Annotated in this window: 16 protein-coding genes; all 16 read left to right on the top strand. The window is 61.7% G+C overall.

Features of this window, described 5'->3' with window-relative positions; genetic code table 11:
- The first annotated feature begins 336 nt into the window (after positions 1 to 336).
- Positions 337 to 1,089, top strand: coding sequence for a 30S ribosomal protein S2 (gene rpsB, locus AC1RDJ_RS14390; RefSeq protein ID WP_071077760.1), 753 nt, complete (start codon positions 337 to 339; stop codon positions 1,087 to 1,089).
- Between the two features lie 156 nt (positions 1,090 to 1,245).
- Positions 1,246 to 2,157, top strand: coding sequence for a translation elongation factor Ts (gene tsf / locus AC1RDJ_RS14395; protein WP_071324026.1), 912 nt, complete (start codon positions 1,246 to 1,248; stop codon positions 2,155 to 2,157).
- Positions 2,158 to 2,304: 147 nt separating this feature from the next.
- Positions 2,305 to 3,021 carry a UMP kinase gene (pyrH, locus tag AC1RDJ_RS14400; protein ID WP_034752258.1) on the top strand — a complete coding sequence of 239 codons (717 nt, stop codon included), beginning with the start codon at positions 2,305 to 2,307 and terminating at the stop codon, positions 3,019 to 3,021.
- 295 nt (positions 3,022 to 3,316) lie between these two features.
- On the top strand, positions 3,317 to 3,877 hold the full coding sequence (frr, locus tag AC1RDJ_RS14405) for a ribosome recycling factor (RefSeq protein ID WP_046684961.1): 561 nt from the start codon (positions 3,317 to 3,319) through the stop codon (positions 3,875 to 3,877).
- A 99-nt stretch (positions 3,878 to 3,976) separates the two neighbouring features.
- Positions 3,977 to 4,744 carry a polyprenyl diphosphate synthase gene (gene uppS / locus AC1RDJ_RS14410; protein ID WP_071324025.1) on the top strand — a complete coding sequence of 256 codons (768 nt, stop codon included), beginning with the start codon at positions 3,977 to 3,979 and terminating at the stop codon, positions 4,742 to 4,744.
- Positions 4,744 to 5,577, top strand: a complete 834-nt coding sequence (locus tag AC1RDJ_RS14415) for a phosphatidate cytidylyltransferase (RefSeq protein WP_071324024.1) — start codon at positions 4,744 to 4,746, stop codon at positions 5,575 to 5,577. Before uppS ends, AC1RDJ_RS14415 begins: the two co-directional genes overlap by 1 nt.
- 11 nt (positions 5,578 to 5,588) lie before the next feature.
- Complete coding sequence (ispC, locus tag AC1RDJ_RS14420) at positions 5,589 to 6,773, top strand: 1-deoxy-D-xylulose-5-phosphate reductoisomerase (RefSeq protein ID WP_071324023.1); 1,185 nt, start codon at positions 5,589 to 5,591, stop codon at positions 6,771 to 6,773.
- Entirely contained in the window at positions 6,770 to 8,131 is a 1,362-nt protein-coding gene (gene rseP, locus AC1RDJ_RS14425; RefSeq protein WP_493027793.1) for an RIP metalloprotease RseP, read from the top strand. Before ispC ends, rseP begins: the two co-directional genes overlap by 4 nt.
- Before the next feature lie 82 nt (positions 8,132 to 8,213).
- Positions 8,214 to 10,550: an outer membrane protein assembly factor BamA gene (gene bamA, locus AC1RDJ_RS14430; RefSeq protein ID WP_493027795.1), complete on the top strand. Its 2,337-nt coding sequence runs from the start codon at positions 8,214 to 8,216 to the stop codon at positions 10,548 to 10,550.
- 51 nt (positions 10,551 to 10,601) lie between these two features.
- Positions 10,602 to 11,120, top strand: a complete 519-nt coding sequence (locus tag AC1RDJ_RS14435; RefSeq protein WP_071324020.1) for an OmpH/Skp family outer membrane protein — start codon at positions 10,602 to 10,604, stop codon at positions 11,118 to 11,120.
- Between the two features lie 76 nt (positions 11,121 to 11,196).
- A complete protein-coding gene (gene lpxD / locus AC1RDJ_RS14440) occupies positions 11,197 to 12,252 on the top strand; it encodes a UDP-3-O-(3-hydroxymyristoyl)glucosamine N-acyltransferase (RefSeq protein WP_071324019.1) in 1,056 nt (351 codons plus the stop codon).
- A complete protein-coding gene (fabZ, locus tag AC1RDJ_RS14445) occupies positions 12,249 to 12,743 on the top strand; it encodes a 3-hydroxyacyl-ACP dehydratase FabZ (protein ID WP_071324018.1) in 495 nt (164 codons plus the stop codon). Before lpxD ends, fabZ begins: the two co-directional genes overlap by 4 nt.
- Before the next feature lies 1 nt (position 12,744).
- Entirely contained in the window at positions 12,745 to 13,533 is a 789-nt protein-coding gene (gene lpxA / locus AC1RDJ_RS14450; protein ID WP_493027799.1) for an acyl-ACP--UDP-N-acetylglucosamine O-acyltransferase, read from the top strand.
- The gene (gene lpxB / locus AC1RDJ_RS14455; RefSeq protein WP_493027801.1) at positions 13,517 to 14,692 is read left to right on the top strand and encodes a lipid-A-disaccharide synthase; all 1,176 of its coding nucleotides are present in this window, start codon (positions 13,517 to 13,519) and stop codon (positions 14,690 to 14,692) included. Before lpxA ends, lpxB begins: the two co-directional genes overlap by 17 nt.
- A 32-nt stretch (positions 14,693 to 14,724) precedes the next feature.
- Positions 14,725 to 15,363: a ribonuclease HII gene (gene rnhB / locus AC1RDJ_RS14460; protein WP_071324015.1), complete on the top strand. Its 639-nt coding sequence runs from the start codon at positions 14,725 to 14,727 to the stop codon at positions 15,361 to 15,363.
- Positions 15,360 to 16,145, top strand: coding sequence for a TrmH family RNA methyltransferase (locus AC1RDJ_RS14465; protein WP_493027803.1), 786 nt, complete (start codon positions 15,360 to 15,362; stop codon positions 16,143 to 16,145). Before rnhB ends, AC1RDJ_RS14465 begins: the two co-directional genes overlap by 4 nt.
- The last annotated feature ends 54 nt before the right edge of the window (positions 16,146 to 16,199 follow it).

Below are 16,199 nucleotides of genomic sequence, written 5' to 3' on the forward strand. Positions count from 1 at the left end.
CGCGTCCCGGTTAACGGAAAAAGTCTGCAAATATGTCGAAATTATAAACGAGGCGCCCATGATCCGCCGCCTCCTTCCTGGGGGGCGGGCGGCGATTTGTGCGGCAAAGCGCGCGCTGCACCAGCCTGGTGCGCCGGAGGCTTTTCCCTGGGCGCCCGATTTGCAGTGCGGACTTGATGCGGCGGGCATTTCGGTGTAGAATCCTGGGTTGCTTGAATTCTCTTTTAAGCAATGTAGTAAAACAGTGTCTTTAATTTATATAAACACGCGAATCCGGTCGACAAGGGTGCCTGTATGGTGACTGATCGGATTCCAGACCCAACCCTGGAGTTAATAATGTCCGTAACAATGCGCGAAATGCTGGAAGCCGGTGTCCACTTTGGTCACCAAACCCGTTTTTGGAATCCAAAAATGGCACCGTTCATCTTCGGCCATCGCAACAAGATCCACATCATCAACCTGGAAAAAACCATGGCGATGTACCAGGACGCAATGAAGCACGTGCGTCAACTGGCTGCAAACCGTGGCACCATCCTGATGGTTGGCACCAAGCGTCAAGCTCGCGAAATCATCGCTGCTGAAGCACAACGCGCTGGCGTGCCTTTCGTTGATCAACGTTGGTTGGGCGGCATGCTGACCAACTTCAAAACGATCAAAACCTCGATCAAGCGTCTGAAAGACATGGAAGTCATGGTTGAAGATGGTTCGATCGAGAAGCTGTCGAAAAAAGAAGCGCTGATGTTCTCCCGCGAAATGATCAAGCTGCAAAAATCGATCGGCGGCATCAAGGACATGGGCGGCATTCCTGACGCAATCTTCGTCGTCGACGTCGGCTACCACAAAGGCGCGATCACCGAAGCAGCTAAACTGGGTATCCCGGTCATCGGCGTTGTCGATACCAACCACTCCCCAGAAGGCGTGAACTTCGTGATCCCAGGTAACGATGACTCCTCGAAAGCCATCATGTTGTACGCTCGCGGTGTTGCTGATGCAATCATCGAAGGCCGTGCAGCTGCCGGTAACGAAGTTGTTGAAATGGTTAAAGCAGCCGCTGGCGACGAATTCGTCGAAGTGAACGAACAGGCTTAATGGCCAGGCTATCGCAGGATAGCCGTTTGTAAGCACAGCAGTAAGGGAAAAGGGGTGGCAGCAGCTCCCCCTTTTTTTTAACAAAAAAACGATAGTGACCGCAGGCGAGGCGTCAGCCCGGCCGCGACTATCGACTCACCGAATCAGGAGAAACACATGGCAGCGATTACAGCAGCGATGGTAGGCGAATTGCGCGGCAAAACCGACGCACCAATGATGGAATGCAAAAAAGCACTGACCGAAGCCGATGGCGACATGGCTCGTGCGGAAGAGATCCTGCGCGTCAAACTGGGCGGCAAGGCATCGAAAGCATCGGCACGCATCACGGCTGAAGGCGTCGTGGCAACCTACATCGCCAACGGCGTAGGCGCCCTGGTCGAAGTGAACTCGGAAACCGACTTCGTTGCGAAAAACGACGATTTCCTGGCACTGGCCAACAACGCTGCCCGTCTGGTAGCGGAACACAACCCAGCTGACGTTGCTGCCCTGCTGGCCCTGCCACTCGATGGCAAGACCCTGGAAGACGTGCGCGCTGCCCTGATCGGCAAAATCGGCGAAAACATGACCATCCGCCGCTTCCAGCGTTTCGAAACCAGCAACAAGCTGGCATCGTACCTGCACGGTTCGCGCATTGGCGTGATCGTCGAATTCGACGGCGCCGATGAGCAAGTGGGCAAGGACGTGGCCATGCACATCGCTGCAATGAAGCCGGTGTCGTTGTCGTCCGAGCAAGTTCCTGCGGAACTGATCGAAAAAGAGCGTTCGGTTGCACAACTGAAAGCCGAAGAAGACGCAGCCAAAGCGGCCGCCGAAGGCAAGCCAGCGCAATCGCCGGAAATCCTGGCCAAGCGCCTGGAAGGTTCCGTACAGAAGTTCCTGAAAGAAGTTTCCCTGCTGAACCAAGCTTTCGTGAAAAACGACAAGCTGTCGGTTGAGCAAATGCTGAAGGCGGCTAACACCAGCGTCAAAGGTTTCGCCATGTACGTAGTGGGCGAGGGCATCGAGAAGAAGCAAGACGACTTCGCAGCAGAAGTCGCAGCACAGATGGCTGCCTCCCAGGGAGCGTAAGTAAAGCGGGCCGAGAGGCCCGTTTTTTTGGCCCGCCCGCACCTGTCGTGCCGGGCGGCGGCATGGGCAGCCCCGCGCGCCTATCCGGCGCTGCAAGGCGCTGCGCCATGTCATACTCGAATAACCTCATTTATGGAGCCCCAGCTCATGTCAAAACCAGCCTACAAGCGCGTCCTCCTCAAGTTGTCCGGCGAAGCCCTGATGGGCGATGATCCCTACGGCATCAACCGCGCCACGATCGAGCGCATGGTGGCCGATGTGGCCGAGGTGGCGAAGTTGGGTGTGGAACTGGCAATCGTGATTGGCGGCGGCAATATCTTCCGCGGCGTCGCGCCTGGTGCGCAGGGCATGGACCGTGCCACCGCCGACTACATGGGCATGCTCGCCACCGTGATGAACGCGCTGGCCCTGGCTGACGCCATGCGCCACGTCGGCATCACCGCGCGCGTCATGTCGGCCATCGGCATCGAACAGGTCGTCGAGCCGTACGTCCGCCCGAAAGCCCTGCAGTACCTGGAAGAAGGCAAAGTGGTCGTCTTCGCCGCCGGCACCGGCAATCCGTTCTTCACGACCGACACGGCAGCTGCCTTGCGCGGTTCCGAGATCAGCGCCGAGATCGTCCTGAAGGCCACCAAAGTCGACGGCGTCTACACGGCCGATCCGAAGAAGGATCCGAACGCCACCCTGTTCCACACGATTACGTTCGACGACGCCATCGCCAAGCACCTGCAAGTGATGGATGCCACGGCATTCGCCCTGTGCCGCGACCAGAAGTTGCCGATCAAGGTATTTTCGATCACCAAGCCTGGCGCGCTGATGCGCGTCATCATGGGCGAGGACGAGGGCACTCTGGTACACGTATAAGCGAGCGCCGAGAAACCGTCCTTGGCGGCGTTGCACCGCCTTGCCGTACTATTCGTGCTGGCTGCGGTGTCGCGCCTTGCCCTGAACGGTTTTCGGCACGCTGGACGGGCGCCAGCCGTTCTGTATGTAGAAGCAAATTTAAGATTATTTATCACTAACAACGCCTGATAACACCGTCGCGAGCGGATGGCAGGGGTGGCCGGGAAGCGCAGCCGTACCAAGGTACGGTGAGCATCGCTGGCCGCCTGTGCCGACGCGCAGCAGGTTTTGACAGGCGTCACCACAGGAGAGCAGCATGTCCTTAGCTGACGTTAAAAAGAACACCCAGGAACGCATGACGAAGTCGCTGGAAACGCTGAAGGCCGACCTGGCCAAGGTACGTACCGGCCGCGCGCATACGGGTATCCTGGACCACGTGATGGTCGACTACTACGGTTCGCCGACGGCGCTGACCCAGGTTGCCAACGTGACCCTGATCGACGCGCGCACCATCGGCGTGCAGCCATACGAGAAAAAAATGGCCACCACCGTCGAAAAAGCCATCCGCGACGCCGACCTGGGCCTGAACCCATCGGCGCAGGGCGACATGATCCGCGTGCCGACTCCGCCGTTGACGGAAGAGCGCCGCAAGGAAATGGTCAAGCTGGTCAAGAGCGAAGCGGAAGACGCGAAAATTGCCGTGCGTAATATCCGCCGCGATGCAAACGAGTCGCTGAAAAAACTGGTCAAGGAAAAAGCCTGCTCCGAAGATGACGAGCGCCGCTCGTCGGAAGAAGTGCAGAAGCTGACGGACAAGTTCATCGCCGACATCGACAAGATGGTCGTCGACAAAGAAAAAGAAGTGCTGACCGTCTAGTTTTCAGCTTCTTCCAGACTGCCCGGGAAAGCATGGCTTTTCCGGGCAGTGCTATTTGGCGCATAATAGCTATCTTTTATTTTTGGCATTAACGTTTTCATGATCTATTCGAGTTCGACAACGGCAGTACCCGAGGTGGGCACGGTGCCGCGCCATGTGGCAATCATTATGGATGGCAATGGTCGCTGGGCAACCAAGCGCTTCCTGCCCCGCGTGGCCGGTCACGTCAAGGGCGCCGAGGCCGTGCGCGGCGTCGTCGAGGCGTGTCTCGCACGGGGCGTCGGCTACCTGACCCTGTTTGCCTTCAGTTCGGAAAACTGGCGTCGCCCGGAAGAGGAAGTGTCGATGCTGATGCGCCTGTTCGTCACCATGCTCGAACGCGAAGTGGTGAAGATGCACGCCAATGATATCCGCCTGAAAGTGGTGGGCGACCTGTCGCGCTTCAATGAGCAGCTGCAATCGCTGATCGCCGATGCCGAGCGCAAGACGGCGCGCAACACACGTCTGACGGTGACCATCTGCGCCAATTATGGCGGACGCTGGGACATCATGCAGGCGGTGAATAAAATGACGGTAGAGCCAGCCACCAGTGGCCAGGCTGCCGGACATGCCTACACGGAAGAGCAGCTGGCGCCACATCTGGCGATGGCGTATGCGCCCGAGCCTGACCTGTTTATCCGCACGGGCGGCGAACAGCGTATTTCCAACTTCCTGCTGTGGCAACTGGCGTACACTGAGTTGTTTTTTACCGATACCTTCTGGCCCGACTTCAATGGCGACAGCCTTGACGCGGCAATCGCCTCTTACCAGCAGCGCGAACGGCGCTTTGGCCGTACCAGCGCGCAATTAACCGAAAAGACAAACTGATGCTGAAAACACGGATAATCACCGCCCTGGTCTTGTTGGCGGTCTTGCTGCCGGTTCTGTATCTGAATTATTTCCCCGCCTTCGCCGTGATCGCCACGGCGTTCTTCGGCGCCGCCGTCTGGGAAAGCTTCCGCATCTTCAAAAATCGCCAGGCGCTGCTGATCGCCGCCGTCTGGACCGCCGCCTTCGCCTATACGTTTTTTGTCGGCAACGGCATGGCGCAGCTCAATTTCTGGTTCGCGCTCTGCGTGGCCATCTGGCTGATCCGTTTCGTGCCGTCGCTGGCGACGGGCTTGCCGCCGACCGAGGGCCTGGGCAATACCTTGCTCAGCCTCGTGTATCCGGTGACCATCGTCGGCTGCTTCGTCGCCATCATCGCCTTGTTCCTGCATAGCCCTTTGTACCTGCTGTCCGTGATGGCCCTCGTATGGATCGCCGATATCGGCGCCTATTTCTCGGGCAAGGCTTTCGGCAAGCGCAAGCTGGCGCCAAGTATTTCCCCAGGGAAATCCTGGGAAGGTGCCATCGGCGGCGGCATCGCCGTGCTGGTCATTTCCGCCATCACCATCGTTGCCGCGCCATCGCTGCCGGTCCTGCAAGACACCTTCGCCGTGCAGCTGCAACTGCGCCGCGGCTGGCTGGTGGCCTTGCTGGTGCTGCTGCTGGTCGTTGCCGCCAGCATTGTCGGCGACCTGTTCGAATCCCAATTGAAACGCCGCGCCGGCATCAAGGACAGCAGCAACCTGCTGCCTGGCCATGGCGGCGTACTTGACCGTATCGACGCGTTGATCCCGGTCTTGCCGTTCGCCGCCCTGGTGGCCAGCTGGCTTTAAGGAACTCTTTCATGCAATACATCACCATCCTTGGTGCGACCGGCTCGATCGGCGTCTCCACGCTGGACGTGCTCGCGCGTCATCCCGATCAATACAGCGTGTACGCGCTGAGTGCGCACAGCAAGGTGGCCGAACTGGCCGCCCAGTGCGTGCAGTTCCGTCCGCAGCGCGCCGTCGTTGGCACGGCGGCCGCCGCGCTTGAGCTGACCCGTCTGCTGCGCGGGCAGGGCGTGTCCACCGAAGTCGAGTACGGCGTGGACGCCCTGTGCGCCATCGCCAGCGCGCCGCAGGTCACGGGCGTGATGGCGGCCATCGTCGGCGCGGCCGGCCTGGCGCCCACTCTGGCGGCGGCACGTGCCGGCAAGAAAGTATTGCTGGCGAACAAGGAAGCGCTCGTCATGTCCGGCCAGCTGTTCATCGACGCCGCACACGACAACGGCGCCGTGCTGCTGCCGATCGACAGCGAGCACAACGCCATCTTCCAGTGCCTGCCGCATGGCCATGGCCGCGCGCCTGGCGCCGCTGGCGTGGCGAAGATCGTGCTGACGGCTTCCGGCGGCCCTTTCCTCACGCGCGACGTCGAGACGCTCGACAAGGTCACGCCCGACCAGGCGTGCAAGCATCCGACCTGGGCCATGGGGCGCAAGATTTCCGTCGATTCGGCCACCATGATGAACAAGGGCCTGGAAGTGATCGAGGCGCACTGGCTGTTCGGCGCGCCGGCGGAGCAGATCGAGGTGCTGATCCACCCACAAAGCGTGATCCATTCGATGGTGTCGTATATCGACGGTTCCGTGCTGGCCCAGCTGGGCAATCCGGACATGCGCACGCCGATCGCGCACGCGCTGGCCTATCCGCAGCGTATCGCTTCCGGCGTGGCGCAGCTTGACCTGGCGCAAGTGGCCACCCTGCAGTTCGAACGTCCCGATTTCCGCCGTTTCCCCTGCCTGGCGCTCGCGTATGACGCCTTGCGCGCGGGCGGCACGGCGCCGGCCCTGCTGAACGCGGCCAATGAAGTGGCCGTGCAAGCCTTCCTCGACCTGCAGATCGGCTTCCGCCAGATCGACCGCGTGATTGCGCATGTGATCGAGACGGTGCCGCATGGCGCCGCTTCCAGCATCGAGGCCGTGATCGAACAGGACCGCCTGGCCCGGGTGGCGGCGCAGGCGTATATCGCCGGCAGGCTGGCCGCATGACGCTCATTACCACCTTGCTGGCGTTTATCGTCGCGCTCGGTTCGCTGATTACCCTGCATGAACTGGGCCACTACCTGGTGGCGCGCTGGTGCGGCGTGAAAGTGCTGCGTTTTTCCATCGGCATGGGGAAAGTGGTGTATTCGCGCAAGTTTGGCAAGGACCAGACGGAATGGGCTATTTCCGCGCTGCCGCTGGGCGGCTATGTGAGCATGCTCGACAGCCGTGCGCAGGACTTGAGCGGCTTGCCGGAAAGCGAATTGCGCCGCGAATTCACACGCCAGAGCGTGTGGCGCCGCATCGCCATCGTGGCCGCCGGCCCGCTGGCCAATTTCCTCGTCGCCATCGTGCTGTACGCGGGCCTGTTCATGCATGGCATCGAAGAGCCATCGAGCAAGCTCGGTCCCGTGGCGGAACAGACGGCCGCCTACACGGCGGGCCTGCGCAGCGGCGACACGGTCGAGAGCGTGAATGGCAAGGCCGTGGCCAGCTGGTCCGAGCTGCGCTGGGAACTGATCCAGGCCGCGCTCGACAAGCAGCAGGCGCGCATCGAAGTGCGCCGGCCCGACCGCGGCGTGCAGGAAGCGAACCTGCCGACGGCCAGCCTGACGGAAGCGGATCTGGAAGGCGACGTGCTGGGCAAGCTGGGCCTGACCCTGGCCCGCTCTGCGCCGACCATGATGGAAATCATGCCCGGTGGCGCCGCCGCGCGCGCCGGTTTGCAGAAGGACGACCAGATCCTGGCCATCGACGGCAAGCCCGTGCAGGACGTCGCTGCCATCATCGATATCCTGAGCCGCGCGCCGGGCCGGACCCTGCAATTGCAACTGCTGCGTCAAGGGCGGGACTTGAACCTGTCCATCACGCCCGAAGCCGTGCCGGGCGCCGGTGCCGGGGGAGCTGTAACAGTTGGTAAGATCCAGGCGAAGCTGGGCCAGGTGCCGGATATGATCACCGTGGCATCGGGACCGTTCGCCGCCGTGGGCAAGGCCACCACCAAGGTATGGGATACCAGCGTGATGAGCCTGAAAATGCTGGGTAAAATGATCACCGGCCAGGTTTCGCTGAAGAATGTGACGGGGCCGATTACCATCGCCGATTACGCGGGCCAGACGGCGCGCATCGGCCTGATAAGCTACCTGAGCTTCATCGCCTTCATCAGTATCAGTCTGGGCGTGATGAATTTGCTACCCATTCCTGTTCTGGATGGCGGGCATTTGCTGTATTATTCGCTGGAAGTTTTGACCGGACGCCCCTTGCCGGAGCGCGTAGGCGAGATTGCCCAACGCCTGGGGATCGGTCTGTTGCTGACCTTGATGGTGCTTGCCGTCTTCAATGACGTATTGCGGCTGATTAATTAAAGCGATGGTTGATGCCATTGAGTGAGTCGCACAAGCAATCTTTTGTGTATGTTGTCCATTGATTTACCATTGAATAACCCCAATGAAATTACATTCTGCTCGTTTTGCCTTGCCTTCCTTTCGCCGCAGCCTGATCGGCGCTGCCGTCATGGCCTTCTGTGCTGGCCACGCGCTGGCCGTCCAGCCGTTCACTGTCAAGGACATCCGGGTCGAAGGGATCCAGCGTACCGAAGCGGGCACTGTCTTCAGCTACCTGCCGGTGCGGGTCGGCGAGACGTTTTCCGACGAGAAGAGCGTTGCCGCCATCAAGGCCCTGTATGCGACGGGTTTCTTCAAGGATGTGCGCCTGGAAGTCGATGGCGACGTGCTGGTGGTGCTGGTCGAGGAACGCCCGGCGATCGCTTCGGTGGAATTTACCGGCACCAAGGAATTTGAAAAAGACGTGCTGGTCAAGGCACTTAAGGAAATTGGCGTGGGTGAAGCCAAGATCTTCGACAAGGCGTCCGTCGACCGCGCGGAACAGGAACTCAAGCGCCAGTACCTGTCGCATGGCCTGTACGGCGTGAAGATCACCACCACCGTCACGCCGATCGAGCGCAACCGCGTCAACGTGGTATTCGCCGTCGACGAGGGCGACGTGGCCCGCATCAAGCAGATCAACATCGTCGGCAACAAGGCGTTTTCGGACAAGGAATTGCGCGAGCAGCTGGCCCTGAACACGGGCGGCTGGTTCAGCTGGTACACCAAGGCCGACCAGTATTCGAAGACCAAGCTGACGGGCGATATCGAATCGCTCAAGTCCTACTACCTCGATCGCGGCTATATCGAGATGCAGGTCGATTCGACCCAGGTCTCCATCACGCCCGATAAAAAAGATATCTACCTGACGATCAATATCACCGAAGGCGAGAAATACAAGATCGCCGGCACCAAGTTCGAAGGCGAGATGTTCGGCCGCGAAGAAGAGCTGAAGGCCCTGAACCTGATGCGCGAAGGCGAGATCTATTCCGGCGCGCGCCTGACGGCGACGAACAAGCGCATCCAGGACCGCCTGGCCACGTTCGGCTACGCCTTTGCCAACGTCAACGCCAATCCCGAGATCAACCGCGAAAAGCATGAAGTGGGCTTTACCTTCTTCATCGATCCGGGCAAGCGCGTCTACGTGCGCCACATGAATATCGCCGGCAATACCACCACGCGCGATGAAGTCATCCGCCGCGAATTCCGCCAGTTCGAATCGTCCTGGTACGACAGCAACAAGATCAAGCTGTCGCGCGACCGCGTCGACCGCCTCGGCTACTTCAAGGACGTGACCATCGACACGCCGGAAGCGCAGGGCACGAACGACCAGGTCGACGTCAACGTGACGGTGGTGGAAAAACCGACCGGCAACTTCCTGATCGGCGGCGCCTTCTCGCAATCGGAAAAATTCACGCTGTCGGCCTCGATTTCCCAGGCCAACTTCGCCGGTAGCGGCAACACGGTCGGCATCGAACTCAATACCAGCCATTACAGCCGCACCATCGCGTTTTCGCAAACCAATCCGTATTACACGGATGACGGCATCTCGCGCAGCTTCGAAGTCTACCTGCGCACGACGGAACCGCCGGCGCTGAACATCGGCAGCTACAAGATCAAGCAGACCGGTGGCCGCGTCAGTTTCGGCGTGCCGTTCTCGGAAATGGATACCGTTTTCTTCGGTATCGGCGCCGAGCGCTCGCGTATCGAAACGGATCAAACCAGCCCGCTGCGCTTCCGCCAGTATGTGATCGACAACGGCGGCCCGTCCGATGGTATCGGTTCGGCCACCACCAACTCGATCCCGCTGACGGCCGCATGGCAGCGCGACAGCCGCGACAGCGCCCTGACGCCATCGATCGGCCGCTACCAGCGCATCAATCTGGAGGCTGACCTGATCGGCGACCAGAAATACTTCCGTGCCATCTATGAGCACCAGTATTTCCGTCCGCTGTTCAGCAAGGTCACGCTGGCCCTGAAGGGCGAGATCGACTACGGCCATGGCATCGGCAACCACGTCTATCCGGTCTTCAAGAACTTCTACGGCGGCGGTATCGGTTCCGTGCGCGGCTACCTGAGTTCCTCGCTGGGCGCGGTCGAGCCGTCCACCAACGATGCACTGGGCGGCGCTTCGCGCCTGATCGCCAACGCGGAGCTGCAGATGCCATTCCCCGGTTCGGGCAATGACCGCAGCCTGCGCTGGTTCGGTTTCTTCGACGGCGGCCAGGTCTACCAGGAAGGCGAAAAAATGCGTATTTCGCAAATGCGCTATTCTGCTGGCTTGGGGATCAGCTGGATTTCACCGGTGGGCCCGCTCAAGCTGAGCTATGCCAAGCCGCTGAACGCCAAGCCGACCGACCGCCTGGAGCGCTTCCAGTTCCAGATGGGTACCGGTTTCTAACCGGCCCTCTGGACCCGGGCGCCAGCTTTTACTTTTTGACCATGGAGTATCATGAACACCGCATCCGCTACCCTGCCCAAGTCCCTTGCCGTGATTGCATTGTGCTGGAGTTCGCTGTTGCCGGTGCAGGCGCAGGCTCAGGAGTCGAAGATCGCCTGGATCAGCAGCGAACGTATTTATAACGAATCGAGGCTGGCCAAGCTGGCCAGCGCCAAGCTGGCCGAAGAATTCCGCTCGCGCGAAAAGGCCGTGCAGGAACTGGCTGCCCGCTTCAAGGTGGCCAACGAGGCGCTGGAAAAGGACATGCCGACCCTGAGCGAGGCGGAGCGCGCCAAGCGCCAGCGCGAATTTTTCGAGCTGGACAAGGAATTGCAGCGCCGCCAGCGCGAATTCCGCGAAGACCTGAGCCAGCGCACGAATGAAGAGCGCAGCGCCATCGCGGAAAAAGCCAACACCATCATCCAGCAGATGGCGCATATCGAAGGGTATGACATCGTGCTGCAGGAAGCCCTGTGGGCCAGTCCGCGCATCGACATTACCGACAAGGTCTTGAAGGCGCTGGACAAGTAACTGTAATAGTTTTACGCCTGACAGTGCATGCGCTGCGTGCATTGTCAGGCGTATTTATATTTATAAAGGTAATCAGATGGGCACTCGACTAGGAGATTTGGTCGAACGCTTCGGCGGGCAGTTGGCGGGCGAACCTGACCTGGAAGTCACGGGTATCGCGCCGCTGGCCGACGCCGGCGCTTCGCACATCAGCTTTCTCAGCAACAGCAAATTCCGCGCGCAGGCCGCCCAGAGCGGCGCTGCCGCGCTGATCCTCACGCCGGCCGACGATGCGCTGATCGGCGCCGAGTACGCCGGCGCGCGCATCGTCACCCCGAATCCCTATGTGTATTTCGCGCGCGCGGCGCAGTATTTCGCCGCCCAGCATGAAATCAAGGCGCCGGTGGGCATCCATCCGAGCGCCTTTGTCGACGCGGAAGCGCAGGTGAACGCCAGCGCATCCATCGGCGCGCACGCCGTGATCGAAGCGGGCGCCGTGGTGCACGCCGGCTGCGTCATCGGCCCTGGCTGCGTCGTGGGCCGCGATGCCGTCATCGGCGCCGGCACCCAGTTGTTCGCCAACGTGACCTTCCATGCGCGCTGCGTGATCGGCCAGCGCGGCATCATCCATTCGGGCGCCGTGATCGGCACCGACGGTTTCGGCTTCGCCAACGAAGGCGGCGTATATATCAAGATTCCGCAGACGGGCAGGGTGGTGATCGGTGACGATGTCGATATCGGCGCCAATACCACCATCGACCGCGGCGCACTGGCCGACACCATCATCGAAGATGGCGTCAAGCTGGATAACCAGATCCAGATCGGCCACAACTGCCATATCGGCGCGCATACGGCCATGGCCGGCTGCGTCGGCGTGGCCGGCAGCGCCGTCATCGGCAAGTACTGCACCTTTGGCGGCGCCGCCATGGTGCTGGGCCATTTGACGATCGCCGACCGCGTCCACGTCGGCTCGGGCAGCATGGTGTCGCGCTCGATCGCGGAACCGGGCCAGTATACGGGTTTTTATCCGCTGGCCAAGAACGCCGACTGGGAAAAGAGCGCCGCCATCGTGCGCAACCTGTCAAGCATGCGCGAGAAAATCCGCGCGCTTGAAAAAACAATTAAAACACTGACCACGCAAGACGAAAAATGACTACTGAAAAAAAGACCCTCGACATCCTGGCCATCAAATCGCTGCTGCCGCACCGCTATCCGCTGCTGCTGGTCGACCGCGTGCTGGACTGGGAAGCGAACAAATCCATCACCGCCATCAAGAACGTGACGGTCAATGAAGAGTTCTTCCAGGGCCACTTCCCGCACAAGCCGGTCATGCCTGGCGTGCTGATGATCGAAGCGCTGGCGCAGACGGCGGCCTTGCTGTCGTTCCTGACGATGGGCGTCAAGCCCGATGAGAATTCGGTGGTGTACTTCGTCGGCATCGACAATGCGCGCTTCAAGCGTCCTGTCGAACCGGGCGACCAGCTGAAGATGGACGTCGAAATCCTGCGCGTCTCGCGCGGCATCTGGAAATACAAGGCGGTCGGCTCGGTCGACGGCAAGGTCGCGCTGGAAGCGGAACTGATGTGCACCATCCGCAGCGCGCAGGATGCAAGCCAGTCTGCGAGCCAGCCAGCGGGGCAGTAACATGGCGGCCATCCACTCCACGGCAGTGATCGATCCGAAGGCCGAGCTCGACAGCTCGGTCGAAGTGGGCCCGTATTCCATCATCGGTCCGCACGTTCGCATCGGCGCCGGCACCAAGGTCGGCCCGCATGTGGTGATCGACGGCCACACGACGATAGGCGCCGACAACCACCTGTTCCAGTTTTCCTCCATCGGCGCGCAGCCGCAGGATAAAAAATGGGCGGGCGAGGCGACGCGCCTGGAAATCGGCGACCGCAACACCATCCGCGAGTTCTGCACCTTCAACACCGGCACCGTGCAGGGCGGCGGCGTCACGCGCCTGGGCAACGACAACTGGATCTCGGCGTATGTGCACCTGGCGCACGATTGCCTGGTGGGCAACAACACCATCTTTTCGAACAATGCCCAGCTGGCGGGCCACGTGGAGATCGGCGACTGGGTCATCATGAGCGGCTTCGCCAATGTGCACCAGTTCTGCAAGATTGGCGCGCATGCCTTCGTCGGCATGAGTACCAGCCTGACGCAGGACGTGCCGCCGTTCGTGCTGCTGAGCGGTAATCCGGCGCAGGCCCATGGCGTGAACATCGAAGGCTTGAAACGCCGCGGCTTTACGCGCGAGCAGATCAACGGCGTGCGCACCGCGTACAAGCTGATCTACCGCTCCGGGCTGACCCTGGAAGAAGCCAAGGCGGCCCTGTTCGAAGAAGAAGTGGCCTCGCCCGAAGCGGCGCCGCACATACGCGCCATGCGCGAATTCCTTGGCGTGGCGTCGCGTGGCATCGTCCGCTGACCAGGCAGGCGGCCTTTCGGTCGCCATCGTCGCCGGCGAGGTGTCGGGCGACCTGCTGGCCAGCCGGCTGCTGTCCGGCCTCGTGCCGCAGCTGCCCGGCGCGCGCTTCCACGGCATCGGTGGCGAGCACATGGCCAGTCAGGGCTTTGTTTCCGACTGGCCGCTGGACAAGCTGACGGTGCGCGGCCTGTTCGAGATCATTCCCCGCTACCGCGAAATCAAGGGCATCCAGAACGCGCTGCGCGACCAGCTGCTGGCCGAGCGTCCCGCCGTCTTCATCGGCGCCGACTATCCCGGCTTTAACCTGGGACTGGAGCAGCAGTTGAAGGAAGGGGGCATTCCCACCGTGCATTACATCGGGCCGCAGATCTGGGCCTGGCGCGGCGGACGCATCAAGAAAATCATCAAGGCTGTTTCGCACATGCTGGTGATCTTCCCCTTCGAGGAAGAGATCTACCGCAAGGCGGGCGTGCCCGTCACCTATGTCGGCCATCCGCTGGCCGAGATGATCCCTTTGCAGCCGGACGAGGCGGCCGCGCGCCGCACCCTGGGCTTGCCCGAGGATGCGAACGTGGTGACCCTGATGCCGGGCAGCCGCATGGGCGAACTCAAATACAATACGGCGGCCTTTGTCGGCGCCTGCAAGCTGCTGCTGGCGCGCGACCGCTCGTTGCGCTTCGTCGCACCCATGGCCGGCGAGAAGCAGCGCCAGTACTTCTTGCAATTGATTGCCGAAGCGGGCCTGCAGGACGTCGAGATTCTGCTCACCGATGGCGGCTCGCACACGGCCATCTGCGCCGCCGATGCGGTGCTGGTGGCGTCCGGCACGGCCTCGCTGGAAGTGGCGCTGTACAAGAAGCCCATGGTCATCGCCTACAGGATGATGCGGGCGTCGTGGGAAATCATGCGCCACATGGGCTACCAGCCGTGGATAGGCTTGCCGAACATCCTGGCGCGCGACTACCTGGTGCCCGAGCTGCTGCAGAATGCGGCCAGCCCTGAAGCGTTGGCCGACGCCATGTGGCGGCAGCTGAGCGACGTGCCAGGGCGCTTGCGCCTGGTGCAGCGCTTCACGGACATGCACCACAGCCTGCTGCGCGACAGCGCGCAGGAAAGCGCCAACGCCGTCATGCAGGTCATCGCCAGTCATCGGAAATAAACCCAGAGCATCGCTTCAATTAAAGAATCAACGTGAAAAATATCTATCCCGGCCTGTTTGACGACTTGCCATTCTCGCTCGACGAAATCGTCTGCGGCGTCGACGAGGCAGGGCGCGGTCCTCTGGCCGGCCCCGTCTTCGCCGCCGCCGTGATCCTCGATCCGAACCAGCCCATCGACGGCTTGCGCGACTCGAAGAAACTCAGCGAAGCCAAGCGCGACTTGCTGGCGCCGCAGATCAGGGCCAAGGCCCTGGCCTGGGCCATTGCCGAAGCGTCGGAAGAGGAAATCGACCGCCTGAATATCCTCCAGGCGTCGATGCTGGCCATGCGCCGCGCCGTCGAGGCGCTGTCCACCGTGCCGACCCTGGCCCTGATCGACGGCAACCGCTGCCCCGTGATGCCGATACGCGGCATGGCCATCATCGGCGGCGACGACAAGGTCGATTCCATCTCTGCCGCCTCGATCCTGGCCAAGACGGCGCGCGACGCCGCCCTCGTGCATTTGCATGCGCAATACCCCGAGTATTGCTTCGACCAGCACAAGGGCTACGGCACCAAGCTGCACCTGGAACGCCTGCACCTGCACGGCGCCTCGCCCGTGCACCGCCGCTCGTTCGCGCCCGTGCGCAATGTGATCGATCTGTTTGGCGCGCAGGAGGTGGTGGCATGAAGACGATCACCTCGCGCGACAACGCGCAATACAAGGATTTGCTGAAGCTGGCGGGCAGTTCGCAGGCGCGGCGCAAGTCGGGCCGCACCCTGCTCGACGGCGTGCACCTGTGCCAGTCGTATCTGCAGCTGCGCGGCATGCCGGAACAGTGCATCGTCAGCGAGAGCGCCTTGCGGAACCCGGAAGTGGCGGACATCGTCGGCCAGCTGGAAAGCCAGCGCACGCACGTGCTTGGCTTGCCCGACGCGCTGTACCACGCCGTCAGCCAGGTCGAGCACGGCGTGGGCGTGATGTTCCTCATCGAGACGCCGGAGCGGGCCGTCACGCAGCCCGTGTCCGTGTCGGCCGTGCTGCTCGATAACCTGCAAGATCCGGGCAATGTGGGCTCCATCCTGCGCAGCGCGGCCGCCGCCGGCATCACGCAGGTGTACTGCAGCGCCGGCACGGCGTTCTGCTGGTCGCCGAAGGTGCTGCGCGCGGCCATGGGCGCCCATTTCGTGCTCGACATCTTTGAAAACGTCGACCTGGCCGCACTGGTGGCCGGCGCCAAGGTGGCCACGCTGGCCACCAGCGGCTATGCCACGCAGCGCCTGTACGACGTCGACCTGCGCCAGCCGGTGGCCTGGCTGTTCGGCCACGAAGGGCAGGGCGTCGCCGACGATCTGCTGTCGATGGCGACGCACCAGGTGGTGATTCCCCACCTGGGCCAGATCGAGTCGCTGAATGTGGCCGCCTGCGCCGCCGTCTGCTTCTTCGAGCAGGTGCGCCAGGGCCAGGCGTAGGCATCGGGCGCATGAATGCAAACGGGGCCGCCAGGGCCCCGTTTTTGCGTCGCG

The organism is Janthinobacterium sp. GW822-FHT07H10 (assembly GCF_058798675.1).

Bases quoted from the DNA above. Each gene is read 5' to 3' on its own strand.
- rpsB (WP_071077760.1), top strand. From the start codon at position 337: ATGTCCGTAACAATGCGCGAAATGCTGGAAGCCGGTGTCCACTTTGGT.
- tsf (WP_071324026.1), top strand. From the start codon at position 1,246: ATGGCAGCGATTACAGCAGCGATGGTAGGCGAATTGCGCGGCAAAACC.
- pyrH (WP_034752258.1), top strand. From the start codon at position 2,305: ATGTCAAAACCAGCCTACAAGCGCGTCCTCCTCAAGTTGTCCGGCGAA.
- frr (WP_046684961.1), top strand. From the start codon at position 3,317: ATGTCCTTAGCTGACGTTAAAAAGAACACCCAGGAACGCATGACGAAG.
- uppS (WP_071324025.1), top strand. From the start codon at position 3,977: ATGATCTATTCGAGTTCGACAACGGCAGTACCCGAGGTGGGCACGGTG.
- AC1RDJ_RS14415 (WP_071324024.1), top strand. From the start codon at position 4,744: ATGCTGAAAACACGGATAATCACCGCCCTGGTCTTGTTGGCGGTCTTG.
- ispC (WP_071324023.1), top strand. From the start codon at position 5,589: ATGCAATACATCACCATCCTTGGTGCGACCGGCTCGATCGGCGTCTCC.
- rseP (WP_493027793.1), top strand. From the start codon at position 6,770: ATGACGCTCATTACCACCTTGCTGGCGTTTATCGTCGCGCTCGGTTCG.
- bamA (WP_493027795.1), top strand. From the start codon at position 8,214: ATGAAATTACATTCTGCTCGTTTTGCCTTGCCTTCCTTTCGCCGCAGC.
- AC1RDJ_RS14435 (WP_071324020.1), top strand. From the start codon at position 10,602: ATGAACACCGCATCCGCTACCCTGCCCAAGTCCCTTGCCGTGATTGCA.
- lpxD (WP_071324019.1), top strand. From the start codon at position 11,197: ATGGGCACTCGACTAGGAGATTTGGTCGAACGCTTCGGCGGGCAGTTG.
- fabZ (WP_071324018.1), top strand. From the start codon at position 12,249: ATGACTACTGAAAAAAAGACCCTCGACATCCTGGCCATCAAATCGCTG.
- lpxA (WP_493027799.1), top strand. From the start codon at position 12,745: ATGGCGGCCATCCACTCCACGGCAGTGATCGATCCGAAGGCCGAGCTC.
- AC1RDJ_RS14465 (WP_493027803.1), top strand. From the start codon at position 15,360: ATGAAGACGATCACCTCGCGCGACAACGCGCAATACAAGGATTTGCTG.